At 53.6% G+C, this 17,196-nt stretch carries 10 protein-coding genes; 3 read left to right on the top strand and 7 right to left on the bottom strand.

Translation table 11 applies throughout. The features are described 5' to 3' along the window. Positions 1-272 precede the first annotated feature (272 nt). A complete protein-coding gene (locus RBB63_RS08880) occupies positions 273-512 on the top strand; it encodes a hypothetical protein (RefSeq protein WP_309383245.1) in 240 nt (79 codons plus the stop codon). A 463-nt stretch (positions 513-975) separates the two neighbouring features. Here the strand turns inward: RBB63_RS08880 and RBB63_RS08875 are convergent, their stop codons facing one another. From RBB63_RS08875 to RBB63_RS08845, 7 genes are all read right to left on the bottom strand, one after another. Continuing rightward, positions 976-2,016 carry a LacI family DNA-binding transcriptional regulator gene (locus RBB63_RS08875; protein ID WP_309383243.1) on the bottom strand — a complete coding sequence of 347 codons (1,041 nt, stop codon included), beginning with the start codon at positions 2,014-2,016 and terminating at the stop codon, positions 976-978. Positions 2,017-2,147: 131 nt separating this feature from the next. After that, positions 2,148-4,415 carry a hypothetical protein gene (locus RBB63_RS08870; protein ID WP_309383241.1) on the bottom strand — a complete coding sequence of 756 codons (2,268 nt, stop codon included), beginning with the start codon at positions 4,413-4,415 and terminating at the stop codon, positions 2,148-2,150. 352 nt (positions 4,416-4,767) lie between these two features. Further along, entirely contained in the window at positions 4,768-8,208 is a 3,441-nt protein-coding gene (locus RBB63_RS08865) for a golvesin C-terminal-like domain-containing protein (protein ID WP_309383239.1), read from the bottom strand. 371 nt (positions 8,209-8,579) lie between these two features. Next, positions 8,580-9,278 carry a radical SAM protein gene (locus RBB63_RS08860; RefSeq protein ID WP_309383237.1) on the bottom strand — a complete coding sequence of 233 codons (699 nt, stop codon included), beginning with the start codon at positions 9,276-9,278 and terminating at the stop codon, positions 8,580-8,582. 5 nt (positions 9,279-9,283) lie between these two features. Beyond that, positions 9,284-11,467, bottom strand: coding sequence for a pyruvate formate lyase family protein (locus RBB63_RS08855; protein WP_309383235.1), 2,184 nt, complete (start codon positions 11,465-11,467; stop codon positions 9,284-9,286). Next, positions 11,439-12,278, bottom strand: a complete 840-nt coding sequence (locus RBB63_RS08850) for a sugar phosphate isomerase/epimerase family protein (RefSeq protein WP_309383234.1) — start codon at positions 12,276-12,278, stop codon at positions 11,439-11,441. The genes RBB63_RS08855 and RBB63_RS08850 overlap by 29 nt, the downstream gene beginning before the upstream one ends. Beyond that, the gene (locus RBB63_RS08845) at positions 12,278-13,096 is read right to left on the bottom strand and encodes a phytanoyl-CoA dioxygenase family protein (protein WP_309383232.1); all 819 of its coding nucleotides are present in this window, start codon (positions 13,094-13,096) and stop codon (positions 12,278-12,280) included. The genes RBB63_RS08850 and RBB63_RS08845 overlap by 1 nt, the downstream gene beginning before the upstream one ends. A gap of 19 nt (positions 13,097-13,115) precedes the next feature. On the opposite strand from RBB63_RS08845, the gene RBB63_RS08840 reads away from it, so the two are divergent. Both RBB63_RS08840 and RBB63_RS08835 read left to right on the top strand, forming a co-directional pair. Then, positions 13,116-13,994 carry a helix-turn-helix transcriptional regulator gene (locus RBB63_RS08840; RefSeq protein WP_309383230.1) on the top strand — a complete coding sequence of 293 codons (879 nt, stop codon included), beginning with the start codon at positions 13,116-13,118 and terminating at the stop codon, positions 13,992-13,994. 278 nt (positions 13,995-14,272) lie between these two features. Further along, a complete protein-coding gene (locus RBB63_RS08835; protein ID WP_309383228.1) occupies positions 14,273-17,125 on the top strand; it encodes an FAD-dependent oxidoreductase in 2,853 nt (950 codons plus the stop codon). The last annotated feature ends 71 nt before the right edge of the window (positions 17,126-17,196 follow it).

Raw genomic sequence — 17,196 nt, 5'->3', positions numbered from 1 at the left:
TATGCTCGGTTGCTCAAGGTTGGGGTTCCGCCTTTAGGCGGTCATGCCAGTAAGGTGGGCAGCATGGCCGCCTAAAGGCGGAACTCCAACCCAGAGACAATTCATTTGCGTCCCAAGGCTTCAACCGTGCGTTTTTGCGCGCCGGGGGGGGGGTAAATCCGCCTGAATTGTTTATCAAAGAACACTGCCCTACCCGCCCGCTCGCCGGGACGAGGCGCAGGTGGGGCGCAGGCGGCTCAGGGGCCGCCGGCTGGAGCGACGGATAAACTCCGTTGCTCACACGTCGACGCGGCGCTGACCAGGCTGGCATAGAGCGTCGTGCAGAGAGTGGGTCGGACAAAAAGCTGGGCGTCGCGGACTGGTTGCTGTCACCAAGTCAGCCTGCGAATGAGCCCGTTTACCCGTCACGCAATGCACGCGGCCCGAATGGCCCCGCATGGCGTCGACTGGGATACCTCACCAACGTGCCGTTGGATCCAGAGTTTGCCGCATTGCGGCAAAGGCGAAATTGAGGGGAGTGTGGTGCATGGAATGGGGGGGTGGGTAAGGTTTGTAGGGTGAGTAAGGTGGGTAAGGTTTTGGGGAGGTGCATTGGCCGTAGCATAGGCGTCCCGCCTGTGCCCTACTCCATCTAACCGAAACAACACAGGCGGGACGCCTGTGCTACGGCCAATGCGGGACGCCTGGGCTACGGCGAGGCGGGCGCCCGGTTGTTCGAATGCATGGAGCCCGACTTGAGTGATCAATAAGACACTAATCAATTCGTGCGTTGCGACAAACAAAAAGTGAACGCACGAGCATTTTGTTAGTGAGTAGCTCTCACTAATAATCCGCGCTGGTCATCAACGACTTATGCACGCAAATGAAGGTTCCGACAAACAGCAGAGCATGCAAACCGCAGGGTATCCGCCCCCCGCTCTGGCAAAAGCCACGAAACCAACTCCAACGAAGCAAACTTGAGTTTGAGAAGCCCTCTTAAGACTTCTGACAAGGCCCCATCGAACTGCGCAGGATGAACTCCGAGCTCAAGCTTTGCTGCCTGATTGGCGACTCAAAATGCTTGATGCGATTTTCGAGTAATTTGAAGGCGGCCTTGGCCATTGCTGCTCGATCTACTCTCAATGTCGAAATTTCAAGCGGCTCTGCCGAGCTAATATCGTCGCTCCCCAAAATGGACAAATCACGAGGGATAGTTAGCCCTAAACGCCTCGCCTCCGTATGAATTGAAATCGCTGTTTGGTCATTGAAAGCCACGACCGCGGTAGGCCGCTTCCCTCGACTAACCCATTTCTCAAATGCCTCTGGCCCAGCGAGATCAGCCTGCACCTCAAGGACTGAGAGCTCACGGTCATACTCCATGCCCAACTCGTCAAGTATCTCCATCAACGATAGCAATTTACCAACAGGCTCCTTGGCGGAGGAGTTGGGCCCAGCATAGGCCACCCTGCGGTGCCCCACATCTCGCAAATAGCCGACTGCCTTGCGCAAGCTGGTGGCGTAGTCCACGCCTAAGCTGTCAAACTCATCCTCATATCCGCGATAGAGAAATACCAACGGAAATTTCCAGGACTTAATCTTGCGGTAGGTATCCAGGTTTTCGAATTGCTGAACCGGATTAACAATCAACCCGTCCACCTCGCCTGCTGACAGCTTTAGCAGGAGATTTCGCTCCCGTTCGCCACAATGATGCGTCAAGGCAAGCAGTGAGGAGTAGTCATCATCCGATGCGACTAAATCCAGATTCTCGTAAAGCTCAGAATAATTCGCGTTGGCCAAGTCTGGCAAGAGCATGCCGATGCGCTTGGTGTAGCCACGCTTAAAGTTACGCGCTGACGGATTGGCGACATAGCCAATTTCGCGAGCGGCCTTGAGAATACGCTCCCGGGTAGGATCGCTAATCCCGCCTTGCCCGTTAATGGCCCGCGAAACAGCCCCTTGCGAAAAACCCGTCAACTTGGCAAGTTGCAAGATGGTTGGGCGACCAGTTGAGCTAAGGGGCGATTGCTTCTTGGGCATACCGAATACGTTTCATGGAGAGGATTAAAAATAATCCAACCATAGGCGTCCCCCATTACTCAAGCTTCGTTTTCCGCTGGGAATCCACGGGATCAGTCTCAAGCCAGCGTCCTAATGTGTGTTCTGATTATTCAGTCCACTCTCAGGGCAACCATGTGACAGGCATCCAAATTCAAACGGATGCCGCCAGTGGAGGATTGCTGTATTGCCTCACCAGTCGCCGCATTCGTGACATGCCCCTGGTCCGGCAGATTGATGGTAACCTCCCCTACCGCAGCATACCCGGGGTTTACCACTGCATAATACGCGCCATGCTTGCCTGCATCGATCCGACGCACGACGACCTGATCGTTTGAAGCAGCGCCCTTGACCAGCTCCGAAGGCAGCGCAGGCAAGGCCAGGTAGGCGGCATTGAACCGACGCACGTAGGCGGGAGACAAACGGTTGAAATTATTCGACGTCAAATAGCCAATCGCGGTGGGGTTGCCATTGGCCATTGCGTTGACTTCCGGTAAGACAATGTACGGGCCCACGCGCTCCATGTCTCCAGCGTAATATCCCAATGGGTCCAGATCCTTGCCATCCTTGCCATTGGGCACACGTAGCATATCTTCGTTGAGACCATAGTGACGTATCATCACCATTCCGGATTCCGTTTCAAAGGCTTCAAGGGCCATGGGGTCAGAAACCGATGACAGACGGTTGAACGAATAGGTTGGGTAAACTCCCTCTGTGTCCTGATAGCGCTCTGGATCGTAAATTGGCTTGGCGTGTTCGTGCTCCCACTTGCCCCATGTCATACGCGCATTGGTCAGCGCCCGATAGGACCAATGGTCGTCAATGGTTTCTTGCAATGGCACGGGCGGCTTTTTCAGGTCGACGCCCTCCCAGGCTGAGGGGTCTTCAGCAACCAGGCCAGCAACGCCCCCCTCTGGATGAATCCAGCCAGGCTCAGTCGGGTCCGCCGTGTAGAAAATTTCGGCATCCTTGACGCCCTCGCTGCGCAGATAATCCCGCAGCTTCAACAAGAACTCCTCACGCTTGTCGTACCACCAATCAATGTAAGCGTCGTATGTCTCGCCACGCTTGTTGAGCTCGGCCCTTGTCACCTCGCTGCGACCAGTCTCTTCGGCAAAGCGCTTACGTGTCGAGTCAGCGAAGCTGATGGGCAATTGGCTGGATCGCGGCCGCAACCAGGCTCCGATAATTTCCGCCTTATCCTTCTGATCGACAATGGTGAGCTCCAGCATTCTACGGAAGTCCTCAAAGGTATCCGGATCGGTTAGGTCAGCCCGCGCGGTTTCCGTGAATTTAATATGCGTGTAAGTATCGCCATTGAGCGGCTCGGCCCGGCGCTCAAAGCCGAGGCCTTTGATGCCTTTGCTGCCTGAATACTCATAGTACGGCAAGACACTGAGGTCGTATTGATCAGCGATTTCGAGAACGCCATCCCACCGATTGGGTGATTTATTTTGATAGACCCACTCGTCGCCACCATATTTTGCGGAATCCCAGCCCTGGTTAGCGCCGAACTCCAGAAGATCTTTGGCCATGGTGTTCATGCCCAAAAAGCGCATCAGCTCAGCTTTGCCACGATAATAGTCCTTCTCGTCTACCCAGCCCCACTCTTCGCGTGGGCCAGTGATAACGCCATCCGCCATTTCCTCGCGAAAGAACAAATGCCGACGAGGCAAATCACTCGGAGGATAGTTGATTTTTAAATCGAAATCTTCGAAATCAGGCGCCTCATACAAGCGGATTTTTGAGACAGCTGCGCCTTGCGACAGCGGGTCCTGCTCGGGCTCATATTGAGCAATGTAAACCCAGAATCCATCTTCAGGCGTCAAGGTGCGCTTGGTGTCATCGACATTGGGAACCTCTGCTTTGCGAATGCCCCCAGTCACAGACGTTCTGTCCTGCAGGCGCATGAGCATTTGCACTGTCTCAAACTTTTCAGAAAGCGGGATCTCCAACGATTCGGGGCTCTGGTAAACATACCGCGGATACATGGCGTCCCCTACTGTGTTACCGGTGTAAAACCCTCGCATTGTGCCATTTCCGCGATTGAGAACAACAGCGGAGCGCGGCGCATCTTCCGGGTAAACAACCTCCAGTATGTAGTTGCCATTAGCCTTCAGGCCTTTCCCCTCCCCGATCAGGTAGCCAAAGTATTTCACTCCCGGCTTGTCGTTGGGCAGCGTGCGAACGGGCTCTCCCAGGATGGTGACCACTTCACTAATGTCTTGCGGGTATTCCCTGAATGCTTCCGCCGATTCCGGGGCTTGCGAAACATCAATCTCTTGGATGAGTCGAAGATTCGGGTTCAAGGGAGTCGCCGCACTCAGTGAGATACAGCCCAAGCAACTGGCGACAAGCGATAAGAGATAGGTATGTTTCATAATTCAGAAATGACACGCGTGCATTCAGACTCCGAGGCCTAGGGAATGGTAAGCCGGGACTCTCTGCATTGAGGTTTGCGTTTTGGTTTTAGGTAGGTCGTTGCAAACTTTGAAACCAAACAAGTAAAACGTTATAGTTAAACGTTAAGGTGACCAGAAAAAAATTAGAAAAACAGCATTTATCATCAGCGACCACAGGCCAAACAGCACGAGTTTTGGAATCGCCCAGTTGATCTGAGAGAAAGCCGGTCAATGTAACTATTCTTAGTTTAGGATAGAAAACTTGATGGCGGAGTCTCCACCGAGAAAGACTCCGCCATCAGCTTCTTTATAAGGTTAGCATTGGCATCGCTTATTTACCGTAAACAACGATTTCGCTGAAGTTAGCGCCTCCGATGCGGGTAATGCGCAGATACCGCGATTGGGTGATGTCGACATCATACACGAACTCGCTCCATGAGTTGTAGGCAGACATATCGGACTCAGTCAAGGTAGCCCAGTTGCCCGGTGAACCGACCTCAATGGTGAGTCTGCCGGTGTTTTGCGTATCGTAGAGATAGATGCGGTCGATGCTATAGACTTGGCCCAGATCGATGTAGGCGCTTGCGGCGCTGCTGCCCGGCGACCAGCCAGTGATTGGTTGAGTCGCTTCAGCTTCGCGCGGATCGCCTGCAAGGGATTGCTCGTCGACCATCAAGGTGGCGTCACCCAGGCCGGTTTCATTGGTCACCATGGCAGGTGTGAGCGTTAGCTTTTGAGTCATTTCAAACTCGGGCGCATCGTAGTCGATCATGACCAGAACCGGGCGCTCGCTGACGTCCACGGTCACGTTGCCGCTGTTGATCGCGAGCTGCGTTTTCACGCCATCGGGATCGCCCTCCTCAAGCTCAACCAGCTGTGCGGTATTCGGCGCGCCTTGCAATGCGAGGGAGTAACCGTTGACCTCAACCTGTTCGGTAGTTGGGCACCAAACCACGTAAGCCTTCGTGACGCCATTGATGTCCTTAAAACGATAGATGCGGACATCTGCGTTGCCGGAATCCTGATCGGCTTCGAAGTACAGACCCTTCAAGCGGTTCTTCAAAGTATAGAGATACCACCAGGAGACCTTCGGCACGAAGCCAGACCAACGATCTGAAGTTAACCCTGTCGTTCCATAGAGCCCGGTCGAGGCCGAGTTGACATCGGAGAGGCAGTAGATCTGAGCGCGATCCACACCACCAGCCGCCATCGCTAGAAAGGCGCGGACATTCCACTGCGCCTGCACTTCCTGGGCAGAGAAGCTTCCGATAATCGGCGCATGCTGGGGCGAGGTTTGAGCGGTGTCGTAACCGAACTCCGATACCCAAAGCTCAACGCCCGGCATGTAGCGGTCGCAATAGTCGCGGAAGACACGCAGCTTTTCAGCGAGGTTGTCTTCCTCTGGGCTGATCCCTTGCGCGTTGACGTGCTGTTGGCCGTCGCGGTCATTACTGTAAATGTGGAGATTAATCACATCCCAGGGAAGTTCTCCATCAGCGCGATTGTGGTCGCACCAAAACTTCATTGCTTTAATGTAATTAAGGTCCAGTTTGATAATGCCACCCATGACATGGAGCGCATTCGGGTCGGCGTTCCAAACCCCTACATGGTTGCCCATCGTTCCTTGGTGACCGTCTGCATCCGCGCTGGACATCGCGGCGTATTCGTAAGGGGTGAAGTAATGCTCGCGATACTTCCACCACTGGTTTTGCTCATTCCAGTTTTCGTAGTAACGGACGTAATCCAAACCCGAGAGACGCGCATTGTCTGAACGCAATTTCAACAGGCTGTCGTCAACCGCTTGGCCACCGTAGCGTGCGACAGTCTGGAACATGTGGTCAGCGTGCTCAATGTACGAAGCAGCAGCGATGGGGTCGCGTCCTGAACCATCCGGTATGGGTTTCACTGCTCCTGGTGTCGCATTCAACCACCTCACGGAATCTTGAATTGTCATCACCATGTCCAAGCCAACGGTTTGGTAGTTGGCATACATTTTGTCGTAGTTCGCACCCGTATACGCCGGCGCAAACGCGTTTTCATTGTTCGGATACCCCGGGTAGTTCGCATAGTCATTGTGCCCTTCGCAGTACTCCCAGTCACGAAACTGACGCACAAAGCCAAATGCCTCCAGACGGTGCAGTGGGTCCCATCCGTGGATATTCACACCCAGGAATTTTTCGAATGGGGGCGGGCTGTAAGACACAGGCTCGGGGACCTTCTCAACGGTTCCATGTGGCGTGCCGTAAATCACAATTTCAGGGGTGGAAACGCCAACAAAATCACTGTAGCGCAGGTAACGCGTCGTGAGGTCGACTGGATAGATCTTCCACTGCTGATACGACGTAAGGTTGTCCGTAATGAGCTCCGTCCAGTTGAAAGGATCGCCGGAGGAAATCTTAATCTCACCAGAATTATTACTATCGTAAAACGCAATGTAGCTGATGTCGTATTCTGCGCCGAGATCGATCGTCGCGTGCAGCGGGAAATACCACTGGGCAACTTGATCATAAGTGGATGAAGGCGCAGTGGCGTTCGGTAAGTCATTCACGGGATCACCAACCAGCGCTTGCTCATCGACCAACGTTTCCATGTTCGTGGCTCCCGTCTCATCGATAATCATGTTGGCGTCGAGGCGTATCTTGGTATGAGCCGAAGTCTCGGTGAATATGCTGGCAATCTCCGAAGCATCCAGCGAGTCAGCATAGAAACGCACATCATCGATGTAACCATCGAATGCGACACCGTAGTTGGCATTCAGCGTGCCGATGTGAAAGTTCGCAGTGGTGTCAGGAACCTCAGTCGCGTTCGGCTGGCCCTCGTATTCCAGCGCCCCATCAATGTAGAGCTTCAAGCGACTCTGACTCAACGCGCCATCGAAGACCACGCTCAAGTGTCGCCAGGTATTGAGATCAGTGACCACATAGCCCGTTGCAAAACGCTCGGCGCCAATGTCGATGATCAGCTCGTTGTTTTGCCAAAGGAATATGCTGAACGCGCGTTGCTGCGAGTAGCTATGGCGTTTGGACAGGATGCCACGCGGCTGCCCATCAAGAACCCGCGGACTGAACCAGCATGAGAGAGTGACTTCGCCGCCGTCGAAATCCTCACTATCGAGCGCATCCAACCAGTCGTTGTCGCCATCCAGCTCAATTGCGCCAAACTGCTTGCCACGGGGCGCCCATACGGCATCGCCGTAAAGCATCGCGTCGTGCATGCCAGCAGAATCAAAGGCGACGAGACCTGCATCTTCATCCAGAGTCCACTTCGCGACAAGCCCGGCGGGCGCCGCAACTGCCGAGGAAACACGTATGGCGTCAGCGACCACATACCCATTTGTCCCAGTGTTTTCGATCAAAACGCTACCAGCCTGACCAGCGTTGAATGAATACGTTCCTAAAGGAACCCACTGCCCCCCGGCGACTGTTTGATCAATGATGAAAGTATCGGCTCCGCCAGCATGCGTCACGGTAACGGGAACATTGCTAGCGCGATTCGTAAAAGATGTCCACCGGAGGGATATCTCATAATCTCCTGCAAACGGAATATCCGGCGTGAAGGTAAACGTTTTTTGGCCCTTACCAGAATTATTGTCATGTGCATAATTCTGGGCGTAGTAGCCAGGAGTTGATCCGGAGTTCGACCAACTGCCAGTTGTGGAGACATCCGCAGTATCGAGATTATCGATGACGAAATCGACTGCCAACAGACTGCTGGAAATACACAACAGCGTCGGCAACAGGGAGGTTCTCTTTCGTAAGTACAAGTGCTTCATTGCGATTGGGGGTTAGTTCTTTGAAGACACACGCGTCTTCGGGGTGGCAATCCAATAAGACAAACCAAGTGATACTTATAATAATCTTATAAGGTCACTAATGATCATCTCACGGATATTAAATATCGTGGGTAAAACAGGGGGGAAATTTAAGCTGCCTTCATCGACAATCTGAATACGAAGAACGATGCAGGAAGCGCTCACATGCTTGCTCTGAGTGTAATCCGAAAGCAATCAATTTGACGAACATTCCCAAGCACCAGGTGCACAGTAAGCGTTGTTGAATGCACTCTGTATTTATTTGCTTTCTCTTTAGCACTTCACTGCTGAAATGAAGCACAACCGCCATTAAAATACAGACTTTGAAACGCTCACGGAGCAAATGGCTCCATCGCCAAATCCTCATACTTGGCATTGCCAATTGAATGATAATTCAAGCGCTCCAAAAACTCGATTTCTTCCCGAGACTCCCACTCTTGAAGAAACGCCTCGTGGTCCTGATTGTCGTTAACTCCCGGCACGATGGGACAGCGTAGATGGATGCGAGCGCCCGCCTCAATCAGCATCCGCAAGTTTTGCAGAATTAGTTTCCCATCAACGCCCGTCCAACGCTGGTGCTCATGAGGGTCAAAATGTTTGAGGTCGTAGTGAAATAAATCAACCCAAGGCAGGAGTTGGCTTAATCGCTTCGGTGACACCTGCCCACAGGTATCCAGACAGGTGTGAATGCCGTCGGCTTTCGCGGTAGCTAAGAGCGCCAGACAGAACTCGAACTGAACCGTCGGCTCGCCACCAGAAATCGTCAGCCCGCCGCCTGAACTTTCGTAAAACGCACGATCCGCTCGAACGACCGCCATTACTTCTTCCACTGACATCCAACAGCCATAGACCTTCCCCGACTGCCCCATCTGTGGCGCTCTTTGCTGAGACTCTGGGTTGTGGCACCAAGCGCAACGCAACGGACAGCCCTTGAGGAACACGGTCGTCCTCAACCCCGGCCCATCATGCAGCGATGCGCGTTGTATATCAAACACAACACCGCATGAGTCGCTGGCCTCCACTGCATTCATCGACTTTAGTTTAGTGTGCGAGAAAGAACCTCCAACTGGCCTGGCCGAGGCAGGTCAATGAAGCGTATGCTGAATCCGCCAACGCGCACCATCAAGTGCCCCCACTTTTCCGGCTCCCTCATGGCGTCCTCCATGTCCGAGCGTGAAACAACCGTAATCATCGCCTGTGAACCGCCACGGGCGAAATACACCTGCAAGAGCGCATCAAGCTTCGGACGCATTTCACCAAACCACTCTTTGGAAAACTTCATATTCTGGACCGAGCCTGCATGCAGCGACGGATCGAGCTTGATGAGCGAATTCAGGAAAGCCGTCACACCATTAACATCCGCCCCCGGCGATGGGTTGTTTGCATTCGCCATTGGCTGTCCGGACAAACGACCGTCTGCGCTAGCGCAAGTTTTCCAACCCAGCACGGTATTGGCCCAATTGTTAATCACGACGACCAAATAACTGTCCAAGCCAACCGCGCGACCGTGATCCATGGCAGCCCTACATACATGCTCATGAACACGCTGAGCCATAGCATCGGCCAGCCCTTCGTCATTGCCATATCTGCTCACCTGCTGACATGCCTTTAGCATCTCTGCATGGCCATCAAAGTTGGCGTCCATGGCGTCCACGATTGCTTGAAGTGTGTAACGCTGCTGCTTGAACACGAGCTCATTAATCACGTGCAAGCTATCTGCGGTATTCGTGTTGCCATAGGTCTCCAGGCAGCCACCGAGGTAGCGCGACCCCTGGCCAAATGCCGAGCAGTCGCGAGCAACGCAATCTGAAGTAAGCGCACTGATAAATCCGAGCGGAGCGTCAGCCGCCATTACGTCGTATTCAATCTTCTGCTGGCAAGCCAAGGCCTCGACATAGTAATCAACAGCGAACTGATAAACGTCCCACAGTGCATCAATATCCTCAATGTCATCAACGCGAGGCAGACCCGGCACAACACACTGGCCGGTATTGCGGTCAACTCCTTCGTGTAAGCAAAGCTCCAATACCTTGAGCAAATTGATCACGCCATTGGGCGAACCCTCGCTGCAGTGATTGAGCACATACTCGCCGCAGCCGTAAGGCGTATACTGCTCGGCCATTCGCTCATCAACGCCAAACGCGCGCATCACAGCTGGGACATTTACGGCGTCATTGTAGAGCATGGGAAACGTGCAGCCTTCACCTATCGCATCCATTGCCCGATCCCAAAGCTCGCGGTTCTGCCGTTGATCGAAACGCAACGATAGCTGCGGCTGGTTAAGTCGCACTTTGCGCGTCGCCTCTATCGCTAGAAGCGCAAACAGGTCAGCGGCTTCGACGTCGTCTCGCCCACGCCCACCGACAATGAGTCGGTTATCATACATGTTGTCATAACAATGCATCAGGCGCCATAGTGCGCAGGCCATCTGGAGCGCGTCTTCCCACGTAATACGCCCCCCATCCAAGTCAGCTTTCAGAAACGGCCCCAGCGCCACATCCAGCCGGCCGTAATTCCAAGTTCCAGAATGTAGTGCATATAGCCAAAAGAGCTGTATTGCTTGCCTAAAAGTCTGCGGTGGCTCATGTCGGATCGCCCGTAAACTGCTAGCGATTTCAGCCGAAGGCGACTCATGTTGATAGCGATCGATGGTCGCCTGGATCAATGGGACAACATAATCAAACTGGGTTCGCCGCAATTCATCCTCCAATGCAGCGAGCCCCCCTCGCAGGAGCTTAGGATAATCCAGACACGAGCCCGCCATGCGATACAGTGGAAACGCCGCCCCACTCTCCTCCGTCCAAGCATCCGAAGTCAAACGCGCAGCAACCCAACCCGGGAAAGCTAATCGCACTTTGCCAGTTGTGGTTTTGTCCCGCCAAAAATCGATTATTGTTTGAGCGCTGATTCTGTTCTCCGGGTAAAGGCGCGCCCCTTCTTCAAGAGCGGAAAACACGCAGTAGTATCCTAAGTCAACAGGCTCAGGGCTCAAGCCAACCAGCGGATAGTACACGCGCCCTGCAAATTCGTCGCCCGCTTGAATCGGCTGAAACATCGCCGAAAACTGAACTTTCAGCACCGCAGCCTCCCGCTTCGCAGCAGGCGCATTGGCAAGCTCACGATACGCGTCCGTTATCGCGCAGGCTTGCTCGATGGCGCGCGCAAACAGACTTGATGAAGATAGCCAATACTCAGGCGAAAGCTCCGACAGGGTTTTCATTGGGAAGAAGCACAGATTTTAAATAATCCTTAAACTTTACATTCACTTCCCAGGCATCTGCGAGTGGGCGACCAGTGAATGGCTCAACGGGCATATAGGGAGGCGGCCCGAATTCTGGAGTGATGGTAAGGTATGGCGCATTGGCAGTTTGGCGGGCTTCGATAATGCGCATCCACAGCGCAGTGTGTCGCTCCGTCCACTCCCTGTATTCCGGCGCGAGCGGATCTGGAACCTGTGGCCCTTCCGCAAATCCAACGCGGGCATGAATGTGCAATGAGCGCTGAATCGCCAGCTCGACATTAGCCTGCTGATTACTCAAGTCGCTCTCGTGCACGCAAAACCAATGTGAAAAATCCGCATTGAGCCTTAGCTCCGGAATCGCCTCAAGGAATTGCCTGGTTTGTGGTCCACTACTCGTTGGTCGGCCACGGTGGGTCTCATGTGTCAACCAGAGGCCCGCCTCCTCCGCCAATCGACAGGCCTCGCGCAATATGTCACAATTCTCCTCGAAGCAAAACACGTCAGACCCGGTATGGCTGTTGACGAAGAGCGGTCTGGTCTCAACGGCAAAAGCAAAGCGCTCGCGCAACGTCGCCACATGCTCTGCAACCGTGGCCCCTTCCGTGGTGATTTGAGCAACAAGCTTCAAGCCATGATCCGCCACTCGCTGTGTGATCTCTATCGCCGACTCCGGTTGCGCCGGCAGATAGAACTCCACTGCATCAAAACCATCCGCTTTCGCCCGCTGGAGAAAGGTCTCTAACGGGTCGTCCCACATTTCCCACTTCGACTTGGTGAAAATCAGCTTCATCAGTGCGCCTTCACACCGAGCTTTCGACGCAGATCATTTATGTGCGCATAGCTCTTTGTTGGATCGGCCAACGGCTGGTTGAGCACATTTTTCCCACGCGCCAAATACATCAAGTGGCGATCATGATAATCTTCGCTTAGCTTCGTCGCGGCAGGTATGAAACGCAACGTCCAGCCACAACGGCGCATATCAGAAGTATTGGGCGGGCTGCCATGCTGAGTCCGCGCGTCATGCAGCGAGCACTGATTGCGATCCAATTCACAAGGCACGGCCAGCTCATCCTTCCGATGTCGCTTAACAATTTCCGAGTCAAATACACTCGTATTGATATCGACTCCTTCATAGTCAGAGAAACCCTTCTGGCCTGTATTGTGCGTTTGCGGGATCACATACATGCAACCGTTCTTGGTCGTGGATGGGTCAATGGCCAACCAGACCGTTGCGACTTCCATGGGGTTCAACATACGACGCCAATAAGCGCTGTCCTCGTGCCACGGCACACGGCGTCCATCCCCTTGTGGCTTACAGATAAAGTGAGTAGAAAAGAGAATGATATCCGGCCCGAGCAACGGCTCAACCAAATCAACGACTACTGGCGCCAAGGCCCATTCGTTCAATTTGGGGTCAGCGAAATGCGGCGTGTCCATCTGCTCTGGACGCTCGTCCTTGGGCCAAGCTGCCAGTTTCTCATCGAAGTAATCCGACAGTGCGGCAAACTTTTCATCCGAAAATACTTTGACCTTCGGGATGACGTAGCCCTCCGTCTGGTAGTGTTCAACTTCTTCGGGGGTGAGGCGTGGTTGTGAGGTGGTAATCATAGCCTAGAGCATAGCATATTTGCTCAAAACAATCGTCCTTTCCATTAGCATATTTACGCTCTATTGTGATATCATGAAAACAATACTTTGGCGTCAAATTTGCCAAAAAAGCGAATGCCTGCATGTCGCCACTATTGAGCTCAAGCGTATGCACACGCCCTCGATGCATCGGCATGATTTTTACGAATGTTTCTTGGTCCTGGAAGGCAATGGTCAGCAAATCACGCCCACTGAAATCTCAGACTTAAAACGGCACGCCCTGTATTTCGTTCGTCCCGAGCATCAGCACGCAATCAATGGTCATAAAAATTTGGTTTTTCTGAATCTAGCATTCGAAAAAGCGACTTTTGAAGCGTCATACGCTTTGTCAAACTTTGCCCCGGCCCATTGGGAATCAGGCAAACCGATTAGAAGTGAAGCTCTTGACAATAATCAGGTTAAGGAATTCACCTCTCTGGTTTCCGCCGTGGCGAATGAACGTGATCGCCCAAGCGCATCTTGGCTAATTTTGAGCATTTCCAGACTGCTGCACCAAAAGCATAGTAACGCGCCACAGCAGCCCGATATGCCGGACTGGATGGCTCGCGGCCTCTCCAAGGCAGCCGACAGCGAAGTGCTAACCGAAGGACTTCCTCTACTAAACCAATTAATGGGCAGATCCCGCGAACATGTCGCCCGTTGCTTCCAGAGTTATCTAGGCATGTCGCCCACGGAATGGCTGACCAGAGAGCGCATCCAGCGCGCCTGCCTGTTGCTCGCCACAACACGCCTTTCAGTTCTCGAAATTGCGCTCGATTGTGGCTTCGAAAGCTCAAGCTACTTTCACAAATGCTTTCGCAGACTCAAGGAAACGACACCGCGTCACTACCGCAAAGAGTTGATGCGCATCCAGAAGTAGGCTGCGGAGAGTGGGTAAAGTTCGTAGGGTGAGTAAGGTGTGTAAGGTTCAGGGGAGTTGGGAGTTAAGTAGCACAGGCGGGACGCCTGTGTCCTGATTTCCAACTGACTGAATACACAGGCGGGACGCCGGTCCCACACTGAGGTCGAAGCCAGGATGTGGTCAGTTGACGCCTTGAGTGCATCGACTCAATGCACCTGGTGCATGGCAAAGCGACGCTAACGTAATTGCGATCCCCAACCGCAGGGTATATCGTTTCAGTTTAATTAACCCCCGAAATGCTCAAAGCGTTCAGACAATACCTCAGATCGTGGCTACTGATTTTAGCCTGCCTCAACCCCGCGCTAAGCTCCACCCTTGAAGCAGCGGCCAATACGCCGAACCCAGGATTGAAGTACTACTACCCCGCTCCGGAAGCCCCAGTAGTCGATGTTGAGGCGGATATCATCGTTTACGGTGGCACATCGGGCGGCGTGATTGCAGCCCAACAAGCAGTTAGGCAAGGCAACTCAGTGGCCCTCGTCGTTTTCGGTCGGCATGTAGGCGGCATGACTTCCGGCGGGTTAACCGAGACAGACGGCGTGGATGCATCAGTCCAGGGAGGACTAACGCGTGAGTATTTCGACATGGTTGGCAACAAAGGCTTCAAACCATCAGCAGCGGAAGCTGCATTCGAAGCCCTGCTTTCAGATCCGGTTCCCAACGCAACCTGGGATGCGCCTATCCCGACCTACTATGAGCAGCGTTTGGAGTCCGTTGCGATGGAAGGCACACAAATAGTCGCCATTCATATGGAGAACGGAAGCGTCTTTCGGGGAAAAGTCTTTATCGACTGCACCTACGAAGGCGATTTGATGGCAATGGCTGGCGTGCCCTATACATACGGACGCGAGTCACGAGATGCTTATGGCGAGTATTTGGCGGGTCGCCGGAGCTCAGTCGCCATTTCAGGAGTCGATGCCTACAAGACCCCTGGCGAGCCAGAAAGCGGCTTAATCTACAACCTGATCCAGGATGAAGCAGAAGGCGTAGCAGGCCAGGCAGATGACCACGTCCAAGCCTATAATTTCCGCATGTTTACCACTTGGTCGGACAAACTGCCACTGTGGGAACCAGCCGGCTACAACCCCGACGATTTTCAACTGCTCTATCGCTACCATAAAAACGGCGGCAGCACACGCATCTCGGTGGGAAATGACATCAACAACCACGAAATGTTTAATCGTGGCGTTTCCACCGACCACATTGGCGGTAATCGCTGGCCAGACGGCAATGGCGGCTACATCCCCTGGTGGGAGGCTGACTATGAGACGCGCGAGCTCATTTTCCAGAGTCATGTAAACTGGCAGCTTGGCATGCTTTGGTACGTTAAGACGGACCCAGACTATGCAGCCCTGACCAATGATCCCAGCGTCGACCCCGCTCAGCAGGATGCAATTCGGGGCGCCATCAACACCGCCAACGCGATCGGGCTGCCAAACGGCGAGTATCCGGAAACAAATGGCTGGCCACATGAGCTGTATGTCCGCGAAGCCCGACGGATGGTCTCCGACTTTGTGACAACGCAAGCTCACTACGACCGCTTGGCGCCGGTCAGCGATCCAGTAGGCTTGGCCAATTATCGGGCAGACGCCCACCACAGCCGACGCTTTGCCGCAGCCGATGGCGCCGTTCGCGTAGAAGGCGATACTGGCGGACACAACCACACACCTTGGCCAATCGCTTACCGCTCTCTCACCCCACCCGCTGACAGCGTAACGAACTTGCTGGTCCCGTGGTGTATATCTGCATCGCACGTTGCGTTTTGCTCCATGCGCATGGAGCCCTGCTTCATGGTCCTTTCCCAATCCGCCAGCACCGCCGCCGGCATCGCAATTAAAGAAGAAAAAAGCGTTCAGGACATCAGCTATGACACCCTTCGATTGCGCCTCTATGCAGACGGACAATTGCTGGGAGAATTACCAACCGCGAGCAATGAGATCATTGTAGATAATTTGGAAACTGAGCACGTTACGCTAACCGGAAGCTGGACTACAAGCTCCAGCACGCCGGGCTTTTATGGCGGAAACTATTTCCATGATGACGATGCCCACACCGGCAAATCAGCATCATTTCGCCCGTCTCTACCCGCAACGGATACTTACGACGTTTACCTCCGCTGGACGGCGTTTGCCAACCGGGCGACCAATGCGCCAGTTCGTGTAACGCATGCCAACGGCAACGTTGATCTGCTTGTCAATCAGCAAGAGAATGGCGGCGAATGGGTGCTGCTGGGAACGTGGAGCTTCAACGCTGGAACCGATGGAGCGATCACCGTCAGCAATGAAGATGCAAATGGCTACGTCATTGTCGATGCGGTTCGCCTGGTTCAACACATTGAATCCAGCATCCCCACCGTGCATGTCATGACCGCCAACCCCTATGCATGGGAAGACAGCGCCAAGCCCGCGCGGATTCAGGTATTGCGCGAAGGCGACTCCTACGCGTCCCCGCTCAATGTAGCAATAACCGTCAGCGGATCGGCTATCGCCGGAGAGCATTATCAAGCGCTGCCAACGCAAGTAATCATTCCAGCCAATCACAAATCTGTTGATGTGTGGATTGTCCCTCTGAGTGATGACCTCCCCCAGGGCAGCCGCCAAGTGATTGTCAGCCTAACTTCCAGCACGGACTACACGATTGGGGTAAACGATGAAGCCGAGATCAGCATATTGGACAAGCCGGCAGATCATTGGCGGCACCAGAATTTCTCTCCGGTCAACGACCACCACAGTCCTGAAAGCGGGCCCGATGCAGACCCGGATAACGACGGTAGAAGCAATCTATTGGAGCGCTACTTCGACTCTGACCCAATCAATGGATCGAGCCTACTTGAGTCGGCGCCGCGCATCATCACAGAAAGGATAAACAATCAACGTTGGTGCGGCTTGATATGGTCTCGCTCTGGCCAGGCAAACGATCTGAACGCGCATGTTGAGTATCAGCACTCCAGTCTTTCCAACGAGTGGATTCCTCTCCCAACCGCAATTGAAACTCTCCACTGGGCTCAGGCAACTGGCGCCCGCACACTCCGGCAATGGATGGCTATCGACGACTTTGAATCCGTATTTTTCCGCATAGCTGTTGAGTAAATAAACAAACAAATCGCGATCTACTTTTTGTGAAGCACCCCATGAAAATTTTTCGGTTATACACAATATTT

Source organism: Cerasicoccus frondis, assembly GCA_031296915.1.
In the GTDB taxonomy this organism is placed as follows: Bacteria; Verrucomicrobiota; Verrucomicrobiia; order Opitutales; family Cerasicoccaceae; genus Cerasicoccus; species Cerasicoccus frondis.
The sequence above is the reverse complement of the archived record's forward strand: the minus strand, read 5'-3'. Positions and strand labels throughout refer to the sequence as shown.

Excerpts from the sequence above, each read along its gene's own strand:
- RBB63_RS08875 (WP_309383243.1), bottom strand. The coding sequence starts at position 2,016 with ATGCCCAAGAAGCAATCGCCCCTTAGCTCAACTGGTCGCCCAACCATC.
- RBB63_RS08870 (WP_309383241.1), bottom strand. The coding sequence starts at position 4,415 with ATGAAACATACCTATCTCTTATCGCTTGTCGCCAGTTGCTTGGGCTGT.
- RBB63_RS08865 (WP_309383239.1), bottom strand. The coding sequence starts at position 8,208 with ATGAAGCACTTGTACTTACGAAAGAGAACCTCCCTGTTGCCGACGCTG.
- RBB63_RS08860 (WP_309383237.1), bottom strand. The coding sequence starts at position 9,278 with ATGAATGCAGTGGAGGCCAGCGACTCATGCGGTGTTGTGTTTGATATA.
- RBB63_RS08855 (WP_309383235.1), bottom strand. The coding sequence starts at position 11,467 with ATGAAAACCCTGTCGGAGCTTTCGCCTGAGTATTGGCTATCTTCATCA.
- RBB63_RS08850 (WP_309383234.1), bottom strand. The coding sequence starts at position 12,278 with ATGAAGCTGATTTTCACCAAGTCGAAGTGGGAAATGTGGGACGACCCG.
- RBB63_RS08845 (WP_309383232.1), bottom strand. The coding sequence starts at position 13,096 with ATGATTACCACCTCACAACCACGCCTCACCCCCGAAGAAGTTGAACAC.
- RBB63_RS08835 (WP_309383228.1), top strand. The coding sequence starts at position 14,273 with ATGCTCAAAGCGTTCAGACAATACCTCAGATCGTGGCTACTGATTTTA.